The organism is Methylosinus sp. LW4 (assembly GCF_000379125.1).
GTDB lineage: Bacteria > Pseudomonadota > Alphaproteobacteria > Rhizobiales > Beijerinckiaceae > Methylosinus.
Genome location: NZ_KB900626.1, coordinates 2,157,389 through 2,178,372 on the forward strand (window position 1 = coordinate 2,157,389; position 20,984 = coordinate 2,178,372).

Sequence of the window (20,984 nt, forward strand, 5' to 3'; positions counted from 1 at the left end):
TCGACGGAGCCGACAAGGTTTCCACTCGCCGGCGCCGGGAACGGGAGCGGGACATGAGTGAAACGAGAACGTCCGGCGCGGCGCGAGCCGAAGGCGCGCGACTGATCGCGCTTGTCGGCCCTTTTCAGAGCGGCAAGACCAGCCTCTTCGAATGCCTGCTCGCGCGCTGCGGCGCCGTGCAGCGGCAAGGGCTGGTGCGCGACGGCTCCACCATCGGCGACGCCTCGCCGGAAGCGCGCGCCCATGCGATGAGCGTCGAATGCAACATCGGCCGCGCCGATTATCTCGGCGATCGCTACACTTTCGTCGATTGTCCCGGCTCGGTCGAATTCGCGCATGAGCAACGCCGCGTCCTCGCCGTCGCCGACGCCGCCATCGTCGTCGCCGAATCCGATCCGCGCAAGCTGCCCGCCTTGCAGCTCGCGCTGCGCGCGGTGGAAGAGGCACGCGTACCGCATTTTCTGTTCCTCAACAAGATCGACTCCGCCACCGGCAATCTGCGCGACTCGCTCGCCCTGCTGCAATCGGCCTCGCGCACGCCGCTGCTGCTGCGGCAAATCCCGCTCTGGAACAATGGCATCGCCGTCGGCTTCATCGATCTCGCGCTGGAGCGCGCCTATGTCTATCGCGAGCACGCCCCCTCCGAGGTCGTCGCAATGCAAGATGGCGACGCCGTACTGGAGAAGGAAGCGCGCTATTCCATGCTGGAGCGGCTCGCCGATTACGACGACACGCTGATGGAGGAATTGCTCAGCGACATTGAGCCGCCGCGCGACCAGATTTTCGACGATCTCGCCAAGGAGCTGCGCTTCGGCCATGTCGCGCCCGTGTTCATCGGCTCGGCGGAGCGCGGCGCTGGCGTGACGCGGCTGCTGAAAGCCTTGCGCCACGAGGCGCCGAGCGTCGCCGCGACCAGAGCGCGGCTCGGCGTCGCCGATTCCGGCCCCGCCCTCGCCCATGTGTTCCGCTCCATCCATACGCCGCATGGCGGCAAGCTGTCGCTAGCGCGCGTGCTGCGCGGCTCCTTCTCGGACGGTCAGACGGTGATCGGCTCGTCCGGCGCGGAGGAGAAGATCAACGGCGTCTCCTCCCTGCTCGGCGCCACGGCGACGCGCCAGGCCACGGCCGAGGCGGGCGAGACCGTGGCTTTCGGCCGGCTCGACGGGATCGCCGCCGGCGAGGCGCTGCAGGACGCCCGCGCCGGCGCGCCGCCCGCCCCGGCGCCGCTGGCCGCGCCGCGCCCTGTCTATGCGCTGGCGCTGTCGGTCGGCGATCGCAAGGACGAGATGCGCCTCGCCGCCGCGCTCGCCAAGCTCATCGACGAGGACCCTTCGCTCGTCTTCCTGCATGACCAAGCGCTCGGCGAGATGAAGCTGCTCGGCCAGGGCGAGATGCATATTCGTGTCGCTTTGGAACGCCTCGCCACGCGCTTTGGCGTGACCGTCTCCACTCACGCTCCCGCCATCGGCTATAAGGAGACGATCCGCCATCCGGTGAGCGTGCGCGGCCGCCACAAGAAACAGTCCGGCGGCCATGGGCAATTCGGCGATGTGGTGCTGGAAGTGGCGCCGCGCGGACGCGGCGAAGGCTTCGCTTTCGCCGAGCGCGTCCATGGCGGCACTGTGCCAAAACAATACTTCTCTTCGGTCGAGTCCGGCTGCCGGGACGCTTTGGCGCGCGGACCGCTCGGTTTTCCCGTCGTCGATGTGGAGGCTGTGCTGGTCGACGGCTCCTATCATAGCGTCGATTCCTCCGACATGGCCTTCCGCACGGCGGCGCGCATCGGCATGATCGAGGCGCTGGGCCGAGCGGAGCCGGTTCTGCTCGAGCCCATGCTCTCCGTGGCGATATTCGCGCCGAGCGAGGCCGTCTCTCGCGCGACGGGCATTGTCTCGGCGCGGCGCGGACAGATATTGGGATTTGGGCCGCGCCCGGGATGGGAAGGCTGGGACGAGCTCGACGCGCTCATCCCGGAGGCGGAGATCGGCGATCTCATCGTCGAGCTGCGCTCGGCCACATCGGGCGCCGGATTCTTCGAGGCGACGTTCGATCATCTGACCGAGGTGGTCGGACGTCAGGCGCATGAGGTCGTCGCCGCGCGCAGCGCCGCCAGCCACTGAGCGCAGCCATCGTGAATGGCGAAGCTTCGGCTCGTTTCGGGACGGTCGCCTGTGGCGCAGTTCTTGATCGGCACAGGTGACGACGAAACATTGTCCCATTTTGGCAATGTTCGCATTTGGTCCCATCCGATTGGCGGATCGAAGGCGCGCGGGCGCGTCCCGCAGACCGGAGATGGCGGCGGCACATACTGGAATGAATAGATGCAGGCTGAGACCGCGACGGAATTCGTGACTCTACGGTCGCGGAGCGAGCGGCTGTCGCGCCCCTCTGGCATAGAGGGCGCCGGAGAAATGCCTTGGGGCACGCATTTCTGCCAATTCTTCGATGATGTCGACGATCTGCTCGACATCGTCGCCCCCTATTTCGCGGCGGGCCTCGCCGCCAATGAGCGCTGCATATGGATCGCCTCGCCGCCGCTGACCGTTGCGGCCGCCAAGGCGCGCCTCGCGACTCTGGTTCCCGATCTCGAGGCCGATCTCGCGGCGGGCAGAATCGACATTCTGCCGCCCGAGGAATGGTATCTGCGCAATGACCGGCTGGACGGCGGCCGCCTGCTGGACGATTGGCGCTCGGCCCATGACGCGGCGCTGCGGGCCGGCTTCGACGGATTGCGCGCCAGCGGCAATGTCTTCGACATCGACGCCTCGGACTGGTCGATCTTCATGACCTATGAGACCGGGCTCGCCGCCATGCACGGCTCGGTGCGCATGCTGACGCTCTGCTCCTATTCTCTGAATCTGATCGGCGCGCCGGAGATCGTCGAGGTGATCGCCCGGCATGAATTCGCGCTGATCCGCCGCGGCGGCCGGTGGGAGACGATCAAGAGCCTCGACTATGAGCGCGCGCGCAAGGCGCTGCGGCAGAGCGAGGAGCATTTTCGCCTGCTGGCCGAAGGCGCGCCGGCCTCGGCGATCTTCTCGCTGGACCGGCAGGAGCGCATCGTCGCCTGGAGCGAGGCGGCCGAACGCATCACCGGCTGGAGCCGCGACGAGATTTTGGGGCGCCGCCTGTCGATCCTTCAATCCTCCGACACGCAAGAGGAGCTCGGCGCTCTCGTGGCGCAGGGCGTCGTCAAGCGCCATGAGCCGCGCCGGCGCCGGGACGGCTCGGTCTTTCCCGCCGAGGAGCTGATCGCGCCGCTGCGCGACGATTCCGACAATCTCTACGGCTATGCGGTAATGCTCAGCGATCTCAGCGAGCGCTCGCGCGCCGAGCAGGAGCGCCGCGCGAGCGAGGCGCGCCTTCGCGCGATCGTCGAAGGCGCGGTCGACGCGATCGTCATCATCGACGGCGAAGGCCTCATTCACGCTATCAATTCCGCGGCGACGCGGCTCTTCGGCCATGAGGCGGCGGAAGCGATCGGGCGTCCGGTCGATATTCTGTTCCCGGAGCCCTTCCACGACCCTCGCTTCGCGACGCTGGGCGCAGACGGGGCGGCGCCCACGGCGGCGGAGCCAGAGCGGATCGGCCGCCACAAGGATGGCTCGCTATTTCCGCTGGAGCTCTCCGTCAGCGAGGCGGGGCATGACGGCGAGCGGCTGCTCGTGCTGTTCCTGCGCGATCTCACCGAACGCCGGCGGGCCGAGGCGCAGATGCGCAAGCTCCGCTCCGACAGGCTCGATCTGATGGCGCAAATGGCGGCGAATGTCGCGCATGAGATCAATCAGCCGCTCTCGGCGATCTCCACCTATCTCAGCGCCGCGCGCCGCGTGCTGAGACGCGCCGAGTCCGCGAGCGCCGATCTCGAGCCGATCCTCGACAGCGCCGTCGCGCAAGTGACGCGCGCGGCGCAGATCATCAGCCATTTGCGCGGCTTCGTGACGCGCGCCGAGCCGGACAAGACTCAGCAGCGGCTGCACGACATCATCCGCGACGCCTGCGCCTTCACCGACATGGCGCGCAATCATGTCAAGGTCGTCACCACGCTCGATCTCGCGGCGGAGGATGACGCGGTGATCGTCGATCGCGTGCAGATTCGTCAGGTGCTGGTCAATCTGAAGCGCAATGCGCTGGAGGCGATGCAGGGCGCCGAGAAGCGCGAGCTCGTCATCTCCACCCGGCTCGACGAGAGCGGCATGATCCGCACCGATATCGTCGACACGGGCGCGGGCCTCGCCGAGGAAATGGCGAATGAGCTGTTCGAGCCCTTCACCTCGACAAAGAAGCATGGTCTCGGCGTCGGCCTCGCGGTCTCACGCGCGATCGTGGAGGCGCATTACGGGAAGCTGTGGGCGGAGCAGAACCCCGGCGGCGGCGCGCGTCTGAGCTTCACCCTGCCGCTGGCCGACGATCGGCTGGAGGAGCCGGACGAAGAGTGATCGGGCCACAGACGGAAAACGCCCCGAGCCTCCCATCCTCGCCTTCTCCCCGCCTGCGGGGAGAAGGAAGAAGACGAAAACGGCGCGAGGCGATTCGCAAGACGAGCTGGAACGCTCCGGTCAGGTCAGATACTGGCCGCCATTGATGGTCAGCGTCGAGCCGGTGATGAAGCCGGCGTCGTCCGAGGCGAGGAACACCACGGCGCGGGCGATCTCCTCCGGCTCGCCGAGGCGGCCGACGGCGATGTAAGGAATGATGTGCTTGTCGAGCACGTCCTGCGGCACGGCCTTCACCATCTCCGTGGCGATATAGCCGGGCGCGATGGCGTTGACGGTGATGCCCTTGGAAGCGCTCTCCTGCGCCAGCGCCTTGACGAAGCCGATGTCGCCGGCCTTGGAGGCGGAATAGTTCGTCTGGCCGGCCTGGCCCTTCTGGCCGTTGATCGACGAGATGACGATGATGCGGCCAAAACCGCGGTCACGCATGCCGTTGATGACGGGGCGGGTGACGTTGAACAGCGAGTTGAGGTTGGTGTTGATCACCGCCTGCCACTGCGCCAGCTCCATCTTGTGGAACAGACGGTCCTTGGTGATGCCGGCGTTGTTCACGAGCACATCGACCGCGCCCAGATCCTTCTCGATCTGCGCGATGGCGGCGGCGCTGGCTTCATAGTCCGACACGTCGAACTTATAGACCGGAATGCCGGTGTCCGCCTTGAACTTGTTCGCCGCCTCGTCATTGCCGGCGTAAGTCGCGGCGACATTATAGCCGGCCGCCTTCAAAGCCTTGGAAATCGCCTCGCCGATGCCGCGCGTGCCGCCCGTCACAACCGCTGTTCTGCCCACCTCGTCCTCCTTCATCGAATTTTTGGAAAACCGGACCGCGAGCCTTCAGGCTCGCGGCCCATGATGCGAGCCCGAAGGCTCGCGGTCTTTTTTTATATTTAGCGCTCGATCGTCAGGGCGACGCCCATGCCGCCGCCGATGCAGAGCGTGGCGAGGCCACGCTTGCCGCCGCGGCGTCCGAGCTCATAGAGCAGCGTCGTCAGAATGCGCGCGCCCGAGGCGCCGATCGGATGGCCGATGGCGATGGCGCCGCCATTGACGTTGACGATCGACGGATCCCAGCCGAGGTCCTTGTTCACGGCGAGAGCCTGCGCGGCGAAAGCCTCATTGGCCTCGACGAGATCGAGGTCGGAGATCTTCCAGCCGGCCTTCTCCAGCGCCTTGCGCGAGGCCGGGATCGGGCCGGAGCCCATGATCGACGGATCGACGCCGGCGGTCGCCCAGGAGGCGATGCGGGCGAGCGGCGTGAGGCCGCGCTTGGCCGCTTCCGCCGCCGTCATGATGACGAGCGCCGCCGCGCCGTCATTGAGGCCGGAGGCGTTGGCCGCCGTCACCGTGCCGTCCTTCGTGAAGGCCGGTTTCAGCTTGGCGACGCCCTCGAGCGTCACGCCATGCTTGATGTATTCGTCCTGATCGACGATCACGTCGCCCTTGCGGGTCGAGACGGTGAAGGGGACGATCTCGTCCTTGAACTTGCCGGCCTTCTGCGCCGCCTCGGCCTTGTTCTGCGAGGCGACGGCGAAAGCGTCCTGCTCGGCGCGGCTGATCTGCCACTTGGCAGCGACGTTCTCGGCCGTGATGCCCATGTGGTAATTATTGAAGGCGTCGGTGAGGCCGTCGACGATCATCGTGTCGACGAACTTCACATCGCCCATCTTGGTGCCGGCGCGCATGTGAGCCGAGTGCTGCGACAGCGACATGGACTCCTGGCCGCCGGCGACGATGATGCTCGCGTCGCCCGACTGAATCTGCTGCGCGGCGAGCGCCACGGCGCGCAGGCCCGAGCCGCACACTTGATTGATGCCGAAAGCGGTCTTGTCCTGCGGCACGCCCGCCTTGATGGCGGCCTGACGCGCCGGGTTCTGTCCCTGCGCGGCGCCCAGCACCTGGCCCAGGATGACCTCGTCGACGTCGGCGGCCTCCAATTTGGCGCGCTCGATAGCGGCCTTGACAGCGACCGCGCCCAATTCATGGGCGGGCGTTGAACCGAAAGCTCCGTTGAACGATCCCACAGCTGTGCGCGCCGCGGAAACGATCACGATCTCCGTCGTCATATCGTTCTCCTGATTGGTCGGGCTGGCGCCGGCGGACGCCGCTCGCGCACGTTGAGCATTTTGAGTCGCGGCTCGTCAAGCGCCGGACGCGCGCATCGTTGACGCGGCGCGTCAATTCTTCGGGCGACCGAGGCCGAATTGAAGGAAGCGCAGCGTCGCGAGGCCGGCGCGCGCGGCGCAGGCGGGACGAAAGCCGCGCAGCCGTCCGACAGAGCCGCGCATGAGCCTCTCGCCCGAAATAGCCGATGGCGCGGCCGGCCGCCCCCTGCGCATGGGCGGCGAGAGGCCGCGGCCTCCGCTCCGACCGTCTCGCACGCGCTGTTCCAAATGCGCGCTCTGATGGCGAGCGGGATCGCTGCGCAGTTTCCGGGCGTGGCTCAGTTGCCTACCTGATCCCTACTCCTTCAGGCGATGCTGAGACCTACCCGAACCGTCCATTTCGGTCGGCTGCGCCATTCTCGTCGGCCGAGTCGATCGATACGGAGGGGCGACCGAAAACGACCTTTCGTCGGGCCGGCTCGGACGGCCGCTTCGAGCTTCTCGCGAGGTGAGGCATTTTTTTGCGCGCCCTCGGCGTTTTTTTTAAAAAATTGCGCCGGAGATCGATGAGCGCGACAATCGCGCCTCGTCCAGCCTCACGGTTCGAGCGTCACGCCCTAGATTCGGGGCAGGCTCGCCCCGGATTTCATCAATGTCTCAGCAAAACCCGTCTCGGCCGAAACGCGCTTGGCCGTTCTTCCCCTCCCTGCCGCAGGCCGTGCTGCGCTACGACATAGCGGCCGGGCTGACGCTGGCGGCCATCGCCATACCGGAGCAGATGGCGACGGCGCGGCTCGCCGGCTTTCCGCCGCAGATCGGCTTCTTCGCCTTTCTCGCCGGCTCGCTCGCCTTCGCGGCGTTCGGCTCCAGCCGCTTCCTCTCCTCCGGCGCGGATTCGACGATCGCGCCGATCTTCGCCGGCGCTCTCGCGCTGCTGGCGACGCGCGGCTCGCCGCAATTCATGGCGCTCGCCTCCTTTCTCGCTCTGCTGGTCGGCGGCATACTCGCGCTCGGCTTTCTGCTGCGCGCCGGCTGGGTCGCAGATCTTCTCTCCGTTCCGGTGACGACAGGCTTTCTCGCCGGCATCTCCATTCACATCTTCATCTCGCAGCTGCCCGCGCTCATCGGCCTGCCGAGCGTCGAAGGCAGTGAATTCTATCGCGTCGCCGAAATGGCGAAGCATTGGCGCGAGGCCAATCCCGCGGCCATCGCCATCGGCCTCGGCGCGCTCACGACCATTGTCATCGGCGAGAAGATCAGCCCCAAGCTGCCGGCCGCGCTCATCGCGCTCGCCGGCGCCGCTTTCGCGGTGCGCTATTTCCATCTCGAGGAAAGCGGCGTCGCCGTGCTCGGCAAGGTCTCGGCGGAATTTCCGCACCCGCGCTTTCCCGAGATCGCGCCCGCCGATCTTCCCCATATCGTCGGCCTCGCCATCATCATCTCGGTCGTCATCATGGTGCAGACGGCGGCGACCTCACGCTCCTTTCCCAATGAGGAGGGCCGCGCGCCGGATGTCGATCGCGATTATCTCGGCGTCGGCGCAGGCTGTCTGCTGGCGGGGCTGGTCGGCGCCTTCGCCGTCGACGCCTCGCCGCCGCGCACGGCGATTGTTACGGCGACAGGCGGGCGCTCGCAGCTCGCGTCGATCGTCGCGGCGCTGGTCATAGCGGCGCTGATGCTGTTCGGCGCCTCCTTGCTCGAGCATGTGCCCAACGCCGCGCTCGCCGGCGTGCTGATGTTCATCGCCGCGCGCATTTTCCGCCTGCATGTGATGCGCGACATTTATTCCAAGACACATGGCGAGTTCGCGCTCGTCGCGCTGACCATGGCGGCCGTCGTCGCGCTGCCGGTGCAGACGGGCGTGTCGCTCTCAATTCTCGCGTCGCTGCTGCATGGCGTGTGGACGACGACGCGCTCGCGGCTCATCACTTTCGCGCGCCTGCCGGGAAGCTCGGTGTGGTGGCCTTGCGCATCCAGCTCCAACGAATCTCGAGGAGAGCGCCTCGAGGGCGTGCTGGTGACTGCCTTTCAAGCGCCGCTGTCTTTTCTCAACGCCTATGGCTTCCAGAGCGATTTGCGCGAGGCGATCGAGGAGAAGCCGAAGCTCGTCGTGCTGGAGGCGAGCAATATCGTCGAGATCGACTATACGGCGGCGCGCATATTGCGGCAGGCGATCGAGGATTGCCGCGCTGCGGGCGCGGATTTCGCCATAGCGCGGTTGGAATCCGTGCGCGCGCATGAGGCGCTGACGCGCTTCGGCGTGATGGAGACTCTCGGCGAAGGCCGCTTGTTTCGCAGCGTCGACGAAGCGACGAAAGCGCTCGCGCCCGACGCCCTCGCCTCGAAGATCGAGGCTCCCGCGCTCGTCGCGCGCAGGAGCCGCGCCTTCAGGCCGCCTTCTGCTTCGGCGTGATGAGCTTGCGGTTCGCCAGCACTTCGGCGATCTGCACCGCATTCAGCGCCGCGCCCTTGCGCAGATTGTCGGAGACGCACCACAAAACGAGGCCATTCTCCACGGTCGGATCGTCGCGAATGCGCGAGATATAGGTCGCGTCCTCGCCGGCGGCCTCATGCGGCGTGATGTAGCCGCCGGGCTCGTGCTTATCGATGACGAGCACGCCGGGCGCCTCGCGCAGAATATTGCGCGCATCCTCCGGCGACAGCGGATTCTCGAACTCGATATTGATCGCCTCGCTATGGCCGATGAACACCGGCACGCGCACGCAAGTGGCGACGAGCTTGATCTTGGGGTCCAAAATCTTCTTCGTCTCCACCACCATCTTCCACTCTTCCTTGGTGAAGCCGTCCTCCATGAAGACGTCGATCTGCGGAATGAGGTTGAAGGCGATGCGCTTGGGGAATTTCTTCGATTCCAGAGGATCGGAAACGAAGACGGAGCGCGTCTGCGAGAACAGCTCGTCCATGCCCTCCTTGCCCGCGCCCGAGACGGATTGATAGGTCGAGACCACGACGCGCTTGATCTTGGCGGCGTCGTGCAGCGGCTTCAGCGCCACGACCAGCTGCGCGGTGGAGCAATTGGGATTGGCGATGATGTGCTTCTTCGTGAAGCCTGCCGCGGCGTCGGCGTTGACCTCCGGCACCACCAGCGGAACATCCGGGTCCATGCGCCAGGCGGAGCTGTTGTCGATGACGACGCAGCCCTTCGCGCCGATGCGCGGCGCCCATTCGCGCGCGACGTCGCCGCCCGCCGACATCAGACAAATGTCCGTGTCCGAGAAATCATAAGTGTCGAGATGACGGCATTTGAGAATCTTGTCGCCGAACGACACTTCCGTCCCGATGGAGCGGGACGAAGCCAGCGCGACCACTTCCGAGACCGGAAAGCGGCGCTCCGCCAGAATGTCGAGCATCTCGCGGCCCACATTGCCCGTGGCGCCCGCGACGGCGACCTTGTAACCCATGGGATGGAACTCCTTTTGCCCGCTTATGACGGCGGGCGCGCCATTTGTCGAGGGAATGGACGAGAATAGCGAAGCGGCCCCGCTGGCCATTCGGCCACGGAGCGGCTTCGCATCGAATCTCGCAGCTCGGCCACGGCGGCGGGCGCCGCGGCAGACGGAATCAGAAGGGCATGCCGACAGACATATTGCCGTTATTGCCCATGCTCACCGGCGCCTTGCCGAAACGCGAGCCTTCGTCCTCTTTGTCTTTCTTCTTGGGCGGGGATTTGCCCGGCGACCAGCCCTCGAGCTCGCCGAATTGGCGGTTCTCGGCCTTGGCCGGCGGCTTGCCGGGCGCGGCCGGCTGACCAGCCGTAGCCTGTTGCTGCTGTTTGTTTTTCTTCGGCTTCGCCTTGGCAGCTCCGGCGGCGGACGTGTCCAGCCGGCTGGGGTCGAGCGCATCCTCCGCCCCCGCGGAGAGCGGCAGCGCGGACGAAAAGGCGAAAATAGCGGCGGCCAGAAGAAGGCGCGATCGCATGGCGGCTACTCCTCGAGCATCAGCTCCAAAATGCTCCCAGGCCGGAAAAAAGACAAGTTCCGGCGATCCCGAGGCGAAGATTGCGCACAAAAACAGGCGCCATTACGGCGCCGGCTCCGTTTTCCTCACTCGCCGGTCGTCTGCGCGATGGCCAGATTTTTGAGCTCGGCGATGGCGGTCCCCGGCAACAGGCTCTTCGGACAGGCGTTGGAGCAGTTCAGAATCGTGTGGCAGCGATAGAGGCGGAAGGCGTCGTCGACATAGGCGACGCGCTCGGCCGTCGATTCGTCGCGGCTGTCCACCACCCAGCGATAGGCTTGCAGCAGCGCCGCCGGGCCCAGGAATCGGTCCCGGTTCCACCAATAGCTGGGGCAGGAGGTGGAGCAGCAGGCGCAGAGAATGCACTCATAGAGCCCGTCGAGCTTGCGGCGGTCGTCCGGCGCCTGCAGCCATTCCTTCTCCGGCTCCGGCGTCACCGTCTGCAGCCAGGGCTCGATGGCGGCGTGCTGGGCGTAGAAATCGGCGAGATCGGGCACGAGATCCTTCACCACCGGCATATGCGGCAGCGGATAGAGCTTTATCGCCCCCTCGATCTCATCCATGCCCTTGGTGCAGGCGAGCGTGTTGAGCCCGTCGATATTCATCGCGCAGGAGCCGCAAATGCCCTCGCGGCAGGAGCGGCGGAAGGTGAGCGTCGGATCGATCTTGTTCTTGATCCAGATGATCGCGTCGAGAACCATCGGCCCGCAATCGTCGAGATCGACGTAATAAGTGTCTATGCGCGGGTTCGACGCCTCATCGGGGTCGAAGCGATAGATGCGGAACTCCCTCACCCGGCTCGCGCCCTCGGGCCGCGGCCAGACCTTGCCCTCGACGGGGCGGGAGGATTTGGGAAGGACGAATTCGACCATGATTTGTCCACTCGCATTCTATGCGGCTTCGAAGCCGACGATCACGCGCTCAATACACTCGCGCCTTCGGCTCGATGTAAGCCACCTCATTGGACAGCGTGTAGCTGTGCACCGGGCGGTAGTCGATCGCGACGCTCTTGCCCGCCTCGTCGATCGTCGAGAGCGTGTGCTTCATCCAATCGGCGTCGTCGCGGTTGGGGAAATCCTCGCGGGCGTGGGCGCCGCGGGATTCGGTGCGGTTCTTCGCCGAATCCATCGTCACCACGGCCTGGACGATGAGATTGTCATATTCCAGCGTCTCGACGAGATCGGAGTTCCAGATCAGCGAGCGATCCGAAACCTTGACGTCGTCGCTCTTCTTCCACACCGCATGGATCGCCTGCGATCCCTCCTCCAGCACCTCGCCGGCGCGATAGACGGCGCAATGCGATTGCATCACGCGCTGCATCTCGAGCCGCAGATCGGCGGTCGCGATCGAGCCGGAGGCGAAGCGCCGCGCGTCGAGACGCGATAGCGCGAGCTCGGCGGAATCGGCGGGCAGCTCCGGCTGCGTCTGGCCGGGCTTCACCAGCTCGGCGGCGCGCTGGCCGGCGGCGCGGCCGAAGACCACGAGATCGACCAGCGAATTGGAGCCGAGACGATTGGCGCCATGCACGGAGACGCAAGCCGCCTCGCCGATCGCCATCAGGCCCGGCACGACGACATCTGGATTGTCGCCGACGCGGCGCAGCGCCTCGCCGTGAAAATTCGTCGGTATGCCGCCCATGTTGTAATGCACGGTCGGCAGCACCGGAATGGGCTCGCGCGTCACATCGACGCCGGCGAAAATCTTCGCGCTCTCGGAAATGCCCGGCAGGCGCTCATGCAGGATCGCAGGGTCCAAATGCTCGAGATGCAGATGGATGTGATCCTTCAATTTGCCGACGCCGCGGCCCTCGCGAATCTCCACCGTCATCGCGCGTGAGACCATGTCGCGCGGCGCGAGATCTTTCACCGACGGCGCATAGCGCTCCATGAAGCGCTCGCCCTCGCTATTCGTCAGATAGCCGCCCTCGCCGCGCGCGCCCTCGGTAATCAAGCAGCCCGCGCCATAAATGCCGGTCGGATGGAATTGCACGAATTCCATATCCTGCAAGGGCAGGCCGGCGCGCAGCGCCATGCCGCCGCCGTCGCCCGTGCATGTGTGCGCCGAGGTCGCGGAGAGATAGGTGCGGCCATAGCCGCCCGTCGCCAGCACGGTGAGCGCGGCGCGGAAACGATGGATCGTGCCGTCGTCGAGCTTCAAGCAGACGACGCCGCGCACAGCGCCCTCCGCATCGACGATGAGATCGATGGCGAAATATTCGACGAAGAATTCCGTGTCGTGACGCAGCGCCTGCCCGTAGAGCGTATGCAGCATCGCATGGCCGGTGCGGTCGGCGGCGGCGCAAGTGCGCTGCGCGGGCGGGCCTCTGCCGTAATCCGTCGTCATGCCGCCGAAGGGCCGCTGATAGATGCGTCCGTCCTCGGTGCGCGAGAAGGGCACGCCCCAATGCTCGAGCTCATAGACGGCTTGCGGCGCGTTGCGGCAGAGATATTCGATCGCGTCTTGGTCTCCGAGCCAGTCGGAGCCCTTGACGGTGTCGTACATGTGCCATTTCCAATCGTCCGGCCCCATATTGGCCAGCGCCGCGGCGACGCCGCCCTGCGCCGCCACCGTATGCGAACGTGTGGGAAACACTTTTGTGATGCAGGCGGCCTTCAGCCCCGCCTTGGCGCAGCCGACGACGGCGCGCAGTCCCGCGCCGCCCGCGCCGACGACGACGACGTCGAATGTATGATCGACGATCGGATAGGCCCTGCCCCCGATGTTCACCGTCGTCTTGCCGTTCGCAGCCATTCCCAATCCTCGTCGAAAGAGCGCCCGAGCGCGAACGCGCGTCAGCGCGGCGCGGCGATGATCATTATGGCGAGCGTCCAGATCGCCGCGATCGCGATCACCAGCCATTTGTTGACGATGAGCGCCTTCGCCTTCAGCGCTTCGTCGTGAACATAATCCTCGATGATGTTCTCCACGCCGAGCCGCGCGTGATAGGCGACGACGACGATGAAGGCGATGAGCGCTATGGCCGGCAGCGGCCTTCCGATCTCTGCGCGCGCGGCCTCATAGGGCTTGCCGACGAGACCGACGATTTGCCAAATCGAGAGCAGAGCGAGCGGCGCCAGCGCGCGCGCGCTGTGCCGCATGGCGAGCGCATGCAGCGAGCCGGAGCGATCCGAGACGAAGGCGTCTCCCTTGCCGCTGCGGCCGCTCTGGAATCTCGACATATCGGTTTCTCCATCGATCTAGTTCGATTATAGCGCGACGAGCGCCGCCGCAGTCTCAGCCGAAGAGCGAGGATGCGATCCACAAGAGCGCCGTCAGCGCCACGCCGCCGCCCAAGGTCGCCTTGGCCAGCAGCTCGCGGCCATCGCGATCGAGATAGAGGCCGCGATCCCATATCGCGTGACGCACGCCGCCGAGCAGATGATGAAACAGCGCCCAGCTGAACAGCAGAACGAAGATCCGCCCGACGAGAGAATTGGCGATCCAGGACACTGCCTCGAAGGCCGAAGGACCGAGCGCCAATCCGAGGAAATAGAGCGCGAGCAGAAGCGCGCCGACATAGAGCGCAGCGCCGGTGATGCGATGCGCGATCGACATCGCCATTGTGAGGATGGGCTTGTAGATCGTCAGATGGGGAGAGAGCGGCCGCGCGGCGGCGAGGCTCTCGCTCACAGGATCGGCGTCGGCCATTTTCAGTTTCTCTCCGCTCGAGGCTCGGCTGGACTGATAATTCAATCGCGTCGCCGCTGCAACACACGTATCCGAACGGAAGCGCCAAGCATTTCGTGACTCGTGCATCGCGGCGAAAGGACGCATGACTTACGTAACGCGTCGCGACGCTCGACGCAATCGATGCGCCGATGCGTAGGATTCGAGTCGAAAAACGTGGCGCGTGCGTTACGATCTGTTAACATGCGCCCGCCGACGTTGCCCGGGACCAGCCGGCGCATCGTCGTTCGGAGCCGGCTTTTTCTCACCGGCTGCGGACGTGTCGAGTAGCGTTGAGCGTCGAGGTTGGTCTGCGTGGCTCGAGAGTTCGTAATGTTGCGTCGGCGCCCCGAGTAAGCGTCGTGTTGCCGTGACGTCGGACTGCCGACTATTTTGTCGGCGGCTTGAGTTCGCTGGTCTCGTCGAATGACTTTTTCGTCAACTCATCTCGCGAGCGATCTATGAATTACAGTGAAACCATCCATATCTTGAACGTCGATCCGATCATCCGCTCGTCTCTGACGAGCGCCCTGGACAAGGCGGATTTTCACCTCCGCCTCCATGAGGACGCGGGACGCTTCTTCGAAGCCGTCGAGACCGACAGCCGCGGCTGCGTCATCATCTATGTGGACATGCCCGATATGATCGGGATCGAGCTGTTGAGAGACGCCAAGGCGCGGCGGGTCGAATTGCCGATCATCGTCGTCACCGCGCAGGCCAATGTGCGTGGCGCGATCCAAGTGATGAAGGAAGGCGCGTTCGATCTGCTCGAGCTGCCTATCAATGAGGCGAAGCTGCTCGCTTCGGTGCAGCAGGCGCTGACCCGCCGCATCGACCACCGCGCCTATCGCGGCCGCGCGCGGACCACGCCCGGCCGTCTCGCCACGCTCACCAATCGTGAGAACGACGTGCTCGCCGGCCTCGTCGAGGGCAAGCTCAACAAGGTCATCGCCCATGAGCTCGGCATCAGCGCCCGCACGGTGGAGACGCATCGCTCGCACATCATGACCAAGATGCGCGTCAAGAGCGTCGCCGATCTCGTCCGCATCTCGCTGGGCGCGCCCCGGCCCGATCCGGCCGTACGCCTCGGCGCGCCGCGGCCCCCGGCCGATCCGACCGCCCGCCTCGGGACTCCCGCCCCGCGGCAGATGGTCGATTCGGGCGTGAATCTGCCCCGCCGCTGACGCGATCGACGCGGCAAATCGCCAAAATTAACGACGCCGGGGCATGGCGCATGCAATTGGCCATGCGAACGCCATGCTCCGGCGCTAGAATATTGTCTCATGAGATTCGACCGTTCGGCCCGAGCGCCCCTGAATGAGACCGCCCCCGCCGAGGCGCGCGCGGGGGCGACGCTCACCATCGATCTTGCCGCCCTCGTCGCCAATTGGCGACGGCTCGCCGCGCGCGCCAGCGCGAGCGAATGCGCGGCCGTGGTCAAAGCCGACGCTTATGGATTGGGCGCCGAGCCGACCGTGCGCGCGCTGGCCGCCGCCGGCTGCCGCAGCTTTTTCGTCGCCACCGCCGGGGAAGGCGAGCGCATCCGCGCCGTCGCGCCGCGCGCCATCGTCTATGTGCTCGAGGGCCTGCCGCCCGGCGGCGCCCGCGCGCTCGCCGCGGGGCGGCTGCGCCCGGTTCTGGCCTCGCTCGAGGAAATCCGCGAATGGGCGGCATTCGGCCGCTCCATCGGCCGCCGCCTGCCGGCCGCGCTGCAATTCGACACCGGCATGAATCGGCTGGGACTCTCGCTGCACGACGCCGAGGCCGCGGCCACGGCGGCGCAGGACATAGACCTCACGCTGACGATGAGCCATTTCGTCTGCGCGCAATGGGCCGAGGACCCGCGCAATGCGGCGCAGATCGCCGCTTTCGAGACGGCGCGGCGCGCTTTCCCCGGCGTGCCGGCCTCGCTCAGCAATTCCTCGGGAATCTTTCTGGAGCAGAAGCCGCATTACGATCTTCTGCGCCCCGGCTACGCCCTCTACGGCGGCAATCCGACGCCGGCGGCGCCCAATCCGATGCGAACCGTCGCCCGGCTCGAGGCCCCGATTCTGGCGACGCGCCTGATCGAGGCCGGCGAGAGCGTCGGCTATGACGGCGTGTGGACCGCGACGCGGCCGACGCGGCTGGCGACGCTCGGCCTCGGCTATGGCGACGGCTTTCCGGCCGCCGTCGCCGGCCCGGGCCGGCCCGCCCCGGAGGCGATCGTCGCCGGACGGCGCTGCCCGATCGTCGGCCGCGTGTCGATGGATTTCGTCATGCTGGACGTGACCGACGTCCCCGAAGGCTCGGTCTATCGCGGCCAGAGCGCCGAGCTTTTGGGCGAGACGATCGGCGTCGACGAGCTGGCGCTGCGCTGCGGCACCATCGGCTATGAGATTTTGACGCGGCTCGGCCGGCGCTATGAGCGGGTCTATATCGGCGGGTAAGGGCTCACGCCCGCTCGAACCAGGGCGTCAGCACCGGATAGCCCTCGCCGGCCAGCAGCGCGGCGGTCTCATAGAGCGGCAGGCCGACGACGGCCGAATAGGAGCCGATGAGCCGCACCGCGAAAGCGCCCGCGAGCCCTTGAATCGCATAGCCGCCCGCCTTGCCGCGCCATTCGCCGGACGCGAGATAGGCGTCGATCTCGGTCGAGGATAGGCGCTTGAAGCGCAGGCGCGATTCGACCAGGCGACGGCGCTCGGCCCCGCGCGGGGTGATCAGCGTGACGCCCGTAAAAACCCTATGCTGGCGGCCGGAGAGCAGGCGCAGGCAATCCTCGGCCTGCTCTATGTCCTCGCATTTGGGCAGGATTCGCCGCCCCACGGCCACCACAGTGTCGGCCGCGAGCACATAGCTGCCCTCGAGATGGGGCTGATAGGCCCTTATCTTTATGGCCGCGGCGGCCTTCTCGCCGGCGAGACGCTGGGCGAGGCTGCGCGGCAGCTCGTTGCGCTGCGGAGTCTCGTCTATGTCGGTCGGCAGCAGAGCGTCGGCGTCGAGGCCGATCTGCTGCAGCAGCTCGAGCCTGCGGGGCGAGGCAGAGGCCAGCACCAGCTTGGGCCGCGTGTCGGTCGGGTGGGACGTCAAGACGATCGGCTCCGCCATAAATCGAAATTATTTGAAACGATAGGTAATCCGCCCTTTGGTGAGGTCATAGGGCGTCATCTCCACGAGAACCTTGTCCCCGGTGAGCACACGGATGCGGTTCTTGCGCATCTTGCCGGCCGTATGGGCGATGATCTCGTGCTCGTTCTCGAGCTTGACCCGAAACATCGCGCTGGGCAGCAGCTCGGTGACGACTCCGGGAAACTCCAACAGTTCTTCCTTGGCCATGTGGTTCCTTCTTCAGAGGCCGTTAGCGGACCTCGGATAGCGAAAGGCCCGCTTGCGAAGCGGGCGCTCATCAATATGGGATCGAAGCCGGGACGCGCAAATCCGCGCCGGACCCTAATCGAGTACGGCCGATTTGTGAACCTCGCCTTTTGCTCCGTCGCGCGCTTCAGCGCTCCGGGGCGTGGACGATCGAGCCGGCGGCGGGCGGCTCGATCACGCGGGGCTCGGGAGCGGCCTCGCCCGCCGATGGGACGAGGGCGCCGCCCTTGCTGTCCCCTGCCCAGGCGCTGAGCAGCTCCCAGGCGACGGCGAGCACCACTGGGCCGACGAAAAGGCCAATGATTCCATGCACCAGCACGCCGCCGATGACGCCGACGATAATGACCAGCAGCGGCGTCGTGAGCCCGCGCGCGATGACGATGGGCTTCAGCACATTGTCGACCAGCGTCACCGTCAACATGCAGCAGGTGAAGAGCAGCGCCGGCAGCGTCTGCATCTCCGTCCAGGCCCAGATGATGGAGGGAACCACCACCATCAGCGGCCCGATCTGGACGATGGCGAGCACCAATATGCACAGGGTCAGCAGGCTCGCGCCCGGCGCGCCGGCGAGCTGCAGGCCGAGGCCGCCGATCGCCGCCTGCAGCAGCGACACGCCGATGACGCCCCGCGAGACGGTGCGGATCGTCGAGCCGGCGAGCTCGACGAAATGCTCGGCGCGTTTCGAATCGATGCGCGTCACCGCGGTCTTGATGGCGCGCACCAGCGCCGGCCCGGGCGCGAACAGAAAGCCGGCGATAATGACCGAGATCAGGAATTTGAACACGCCGGCGCCGGCGTTCTTGGTCGCGTCCAACGCGATCTCGCCATAGGGCTTGAGCTGCGGCAGCGCCTGCGCGAGCGCGCTGCGCAGATTGGTGGAGGCGAGTTCCCAGAATTCGTACGCCGATTCGCCGACGAAGGGCCAAGTGCGCAAGGTCTCGGGCGGCGGCGGCACCCAGACGCCGCCGGCGTCGATTCGATCGGCGAGCGCGCGCAGGCCGTCGACGACGCCGAGGCCGAGCCAGGTCGCCGGCCCGATGACGAAGAGCAGGCCGAGAAAAGTGATGATCGTCGCCGCCAGCCGCCGGCGGCCGCCGAGCCGGACGCTCATCCATTCGAAGATGGGATAGAGCGCCACGGCGAGAATGGCGCTCCAGGTCACGATGGTGACGAAGGGCCGCACCAGCAGGAAGGACCAATAGGCGAGCGCGCCGAGCGCGCCGAGCCGGATGATCAGGTCGATGAGTGTCGCGTTGAGCCGCCGCCGGCCGGACGCTTCGCGCTGGTCCTCGATCACCGAGCTATCCCCGAAATTTTTGTCGCGCCTCGGCTGCCGACGCGCCTCCCCCGCGACAACATAGCGCGGATCGCAAAAGGTTTCACTCCCGCAGCCGCGTTTCCGCCGCCCTATCGGCCCAATGCCATGGCGAGCCGCGCCGCGATCAGCCGCCCGAAGAGCCGCAGCGGGAAGCCGCGATAGCTCGGCGCGTCCTGCGGCAGCGGCAGCGCGGAGCGCCGGCGCGCGACCTTGGTTCGCATTTCTATGGGCGGCAGATCGCCGACATAGCGCAGCCGATAGGTGGAAACCCAGAAGCCCGGATCGAATTTCAGGAACATGCCCGTGCTGCAGCAGGAGGCGACCACTCTTCGGGTCGGCGAATCGGGCTTCAGCCGGTGATCCTCGAGCAGATCCGCGCCCGCGACGCAGCGAAAACGGTCGTCGCGATAGGTGAGGTAAGGCGTGCCGCCGTCTGGATCGCGCAGGAGATGGGCATGGGGCAGAGATTCGATCCTGCGGCCGCCCTCCTGGCAATCGGAGCAATAGCAGACGGCGCTGACGATCGGCTCGCCGACCGCCTCGCAGCGCACGCGCCCGCAGGCGCAGGTGAAATCTCGGATGAGCGAAGCCATGTCGGAAATCCTCTGCTCGAAACGGACGACATTATAGCGAGCCCGGCGCGCGGGTCATGCCGCCCGCAGCCCGTCCTTCCTACGTTCGATCGAGCGCCGCGCATGGTCTATGGCGAGCGACGAAACAGGATATTGATCCGCCGCCGTCTCGCCATCCGCGAGCTTGTTGACGCAATCGGCGACGAGCCCGCGAAATTCCGTCTCGATCCGCTCGAGGCCGGCGCTGTCGGCGGTCAGCGCCTCGTCGGCGAGGGTCAGCAGGCGGAAAACGCGATTTTGGTCCTGCACGAGCCGCCGATTGTTCCATAGGCCGAGCAGCACGGCGACGAGCGAGCCCAAAAGGCTCAGCGGAATGCCGATGATGTAGAAATATTGCTGGAGCGAATCGAAAAAGCTCTGATCGCCGCTCGCGAGGTAGGCGGCGACGCCGGGATGGACCGGCAGCAGCGGATTCTGCGAATCGAGATCGGGCGCCTCGATCTGCGCGCCGCCCGGCGACAGGGCGGCGAGCTTGGCCTTGGTCTTGAAAATGGAGCGGCCGATCGCCCCGGCGACGACATTCAGCATAGAGAAAGGCGCGACCAGCCGATAGGTGACGGCGAGGCCCTTCACCGTATCGTCGGGCACGGGCGGATGCGCCTTGAAGGCGCCTTCGGGGATATCCACAGATTCGAAGCCCGGAAAGCGCTTCACCAGCGCGTCCGCCTGATCCATCGGCAGGAGCTGGGGCGGGCTCTTCATCGCCTTGGCGATGGAGGCGACGACATCCACCGCCTGCCCCGGCCCGATCGGCCCGACCGCCAGCGCCGCCGCCGCGCGGCCCGCGCGCAAGGCCGGGCCGATCTCGCCGAGCGGCAGGACGAGGCGCTTCACGCTCGCCGCCGGAACGTCGAAATAGGCGAGGATTTCATCGAGCGCATGCTGATTTTCCGTCTGCAGCGCGCCCTCCGGCACGGCGATGGTCTTGCGGGCGAGGCCGGCGGCGTCCTTGATCGGCGAGCCGTGCGGCAGCACGATCGCCACCACGTCGCGGCGCAGAATGGCGATGGTCTGGCCATTGGAGGGCGCCGCGACATCGGTGCGCACAATGGCGAGATTGACCTTGCGCTCCTCGAGCGCCTTGGAGCTGGCCGTAAGATCGGCGACCGGGACCTCCTCCACGCGGAGGAAAGGATGCGTCCCCGAGACGACATGAATGAAGGTGGAGATGGCGCGCTGGGCCGGCGACGTCGCCGGGCCGGTGGTGATGCGCAAGGTCGCCCGCGGCGACAGGTAATAAAAGAGCGACAGCGCCGCCGCGAGAGCGAACAGCAGAATCGCGACCCAGAAGATCAGGCGCGGCGCATGGCCTTTGGGCATGGGGCCTCCTCCCTACGCGAGGAGAAATAGGCCGGCGCGCGCCACAGCCCACGGCCTCCGGGGCGATCGGGTGAACGCCGAATTGGGCGCCTCACCCTCCCCTTTAGGGGGAGGG

Annotated in this window: 18 protein-coding genes; 5 read left to right on the plus strand and 13 right to left on the minus strand. The window is 66.4% G+C overall.

Annotated elements, in window-relative coordinates:
• The first annotated feature begins 53 nt into the window (after nucleotides 1-53).
• A complete protein-coding gene (locus METLW4_RS0110850) occupies nucleotides 54-2,120 on the plus strand; it encodes an elongation factor G (protein WP_018266233.1) in 2,067 nt (688 codons plus the stop codon).
• 201 nt (nucleotides 2,121-2,321) lie between these two features.
• A complete protein-coding gene (locus tag METLW4_RS26465; protein WP_026191431.1) occupies nucleotides 2,322-4,439 on the plus strand; it encodes a PAS domain S-box protein in 2,118 nt (705 codons plus the stop codon).
• A gap of 120 nt (nucleotides 4,440-4,559) precedes the next feature.
• Here the strand turns inward: METLW4_RS26465 and phbB are convergent, their stop codons facing one another.
• Together phbB and METLW4_RS0110870 are read right to left on the minus strand one after the other, a co-directional pair.
• Complete coding sequence (gene phbB, locus METLW4_RS0110865; protein ID WP_026191432.1) at nucleotides 4,560-5,285, minus strand: acetoacetyl-CoA reductase; 726 nt, start codon at nucleotides 5,283-5,285, stop codon at nucleotides 4,560-4,562.
• 98 nt (nucleotides 5,286-5,383) lie between these two features.
• Entirely contained in the window at nucleotides 5,384-6,559 is a 1,176-nt protein-coding gene (locus tag METLW4_RS0110870) for an acetyl-CoA C-acetyltransferase (RefSeq protein WP_018266236.1), read from the minus strand.
• Between the two features lie 691 nt (nucleotides 6,560-7,250).
• Between METLW4_RS0110870 and METLW4_RS24630 the strand changes: the two genes are divergently transcribed.
• A complete protein-coding gene (locus METLW4_RS24630) occupies nucleotides 7,251-9,011 on the plus strand; it encodes a SulP family inorganic anion transporter (protein ID WP_157235054.1) in 1,761 nt (586 codons plus the stop codon).
• Here the strand turns inward: METLW4_RS24630 and METLW4_RS0110885 are convergent.
• From METLW4_RS0110885 to sdhC, 6 genes are all read right to left on the minus strand, one after another.
• Nucleotides 8,986-10,020, minus strand: a complete 1,035-nt coding sequence (locus METLW4_RS0110885) for an aspartate-semialdehyde dehydrogenase (protein ID WP_026191433.1) — start codon at nucleotides 10,018-10,020, stop codon at nucleotides 8,986-8,988. The two genes, METLW4_RS24630 and METLW4_RS0110885, sit on opposite strands and share 26 nt — an antisense overlap.
• A 160-nt stretch (nucleotides 10,021-10,180) precedes the next feature.
• Nucleotides 10,181-10,537: a hypothetical protein gene (locus METLW4_RS28290; protein WP_018266241.1), complete on the minus strand. Its 357-nt coding sequence runs from the start codon at nucleotides 10,535-10,537 to the stop codon at nucleotides 10,181-10,183.
• Nucleotides 10,538-10,662: 125 nt separating this feature from the next.
• Nucleotides 10,663-11,448 (minus strand): succinate dehydrogenase iron-sulfur subunit, encoded by a 786-nt coding sequence (locus METLW4_RS0110895; protein ID WP_018266242.1) that lies wholly within the window; start codon nucleotides 11,446-11,448, stop codon nucleotides 10,663-10,665.
• A gap of 49 nt (nucleotides 11,449-11,497) precedes the next feature.
• The gene (gene sdhA, locus METLW4_RS0110900) at nucleotides 11,498-13,327 is read right to left on the minus strand and encodes a succinate dehydrogenase flavoprotein subunit (protein WP_018266243.1); all 1,830 of its coding nucleotides are present in this window, start codon (nucleotides 13,325-13,327) and stop codon (nucleotides 11,498-11,500) included.
• 41 nt (nucleotides 13,328-13,368) lie between these two features.
• Nucleotides 13,369-13,755, minus strand: a complete 387-nt coding sequence (gene sdhD / locus METLW4_RS0110905; RefSeq protein ID WP_018266244.1) for a succinate dehydrogenase, hydrophobic membrane anchor protein — start codon at nucleotides 13,753-13,755, stop codon at nucleotides 13,369-13,371.
• 55 nt (nucleotides 13,756-13,810) lie between these two features.
• Nucleotides 13,811-14,224, minus strand: coding sequence for a succinate dehydrogenase, cytochrome b556 subunit (gene sdhC, locus METLW4_RS0110910; protein WP_018266245.1), 414 nt, complete (start codon nucleotides 14,222-14,224; stop codon nucleotides 13,811-13,813).
• Nucleotides 14,225-14,703: 479 nt separating this feature from the next.
• Here sdhC and METLW4_RS0110915 point away from each other — a divergent pair, with 479 nt between their 5' ends.
• Nucleotides 14,704-15,426: a response regulator transcription factor gene (locus METLW4_RS0110915; protein ID WP_018266246.1), complete on the plus strand. Its 723-nt coding sequence runs from the start codon at nucleotides 14,704-14,706 to the stop codon at nucleotides 15,424-15,426.
• Between the two features lie 99 nt (nucleotides 15,427-15,525).
• Complete coding sequence (alr, locus tag METLW4_RS0110920) at nucleotides 15,526-16,671, plus strand: alanine racemase (protein ID WP_018266247.1); 1,146 nt, start codon at nucleotides 15,526-15,528, stop codon at nucleotides 16,669-16,671.
• A gap of 4 nt (nucleotides 16,672-16,675) precedes the next feature.
• Here the strand turns inward: alr and METLW4_RS0110925 are convergent, their stop codons facing one another.
• The 5 genes from METLW4_RS0110925 to METLW4_RS0110945 all read right to left on the minus strand — a co-directional run bounded on the left by METLW4_RS0110925 (nucleotide 16,676) and on the right by METLW4_RS0110945 (nucleotide 20,869).
• Complete coding sequence (locus tag METLW4_RS0110925; protein ID WP_018266248.1) at nucleotides 16,676-17,332, minus strand: Maf-like protein; 657 nt, start codon at nucleotides 17,330-17,332, stop codon at nucleotides 16,676-16,678.
• 9 nt (nucleotides 17,333-17,341) lie between these two features.
• Nucleotides 17,342-17,560 carry a translation initiation factor IF-1 gene (infA, locus tag METLW4_RS0110930; RefSeq protein ID WP_018266249.1) on the minus strand — a complete coding sequence of 73 codons (219 nt, stop codon included), beginning with the start codon at nucleotides 17,558-17,560 and terminating at the stop codon, nucleotides 17,342-17,344.
• A 166-nt stretch (nucleotides 17,561-17,726) separates the two neighbouring features.
• A complete protein-coding gene (locus METLW4_RS0110935) occupies nucleotides 17,727-18,896 on the minus strand; it encodes an AI-2E family transporter (RefSeq protein ID WP_018266250.1) in 1,170 nt (389 codons plus the stop codon).
• A 110-nt stretch (nucleotides 18,897-19,006) separates the two neighbouring features.
• A complete protein-coding gene (locus tag METLW4_RS0110940; protein ID WP_018266251.1) occupies nucleotides 19,007-19,510 on the minus strand; it encodes a GFA family protein in 504 nt (167 codons plus the stop codon).
• A 54-nt stretch (nucleotides 19,511-19,564) separates the two neighbouring features.
• On the minus strand, nucleotides 19,565-20,869 hold the full coding sequence (locus METLW4_RS0110945) for a TAXI family TRAP transporter solute-binding subunit (protein ID WP_018266252.1): 1,305 nt from the start codon (nucleotides 20,867-20,869) through the stop codon (nucleotides 19,565-19,567).
• Nucleotides 20,870-20,984: the final 115 nt, after the last annotated feature.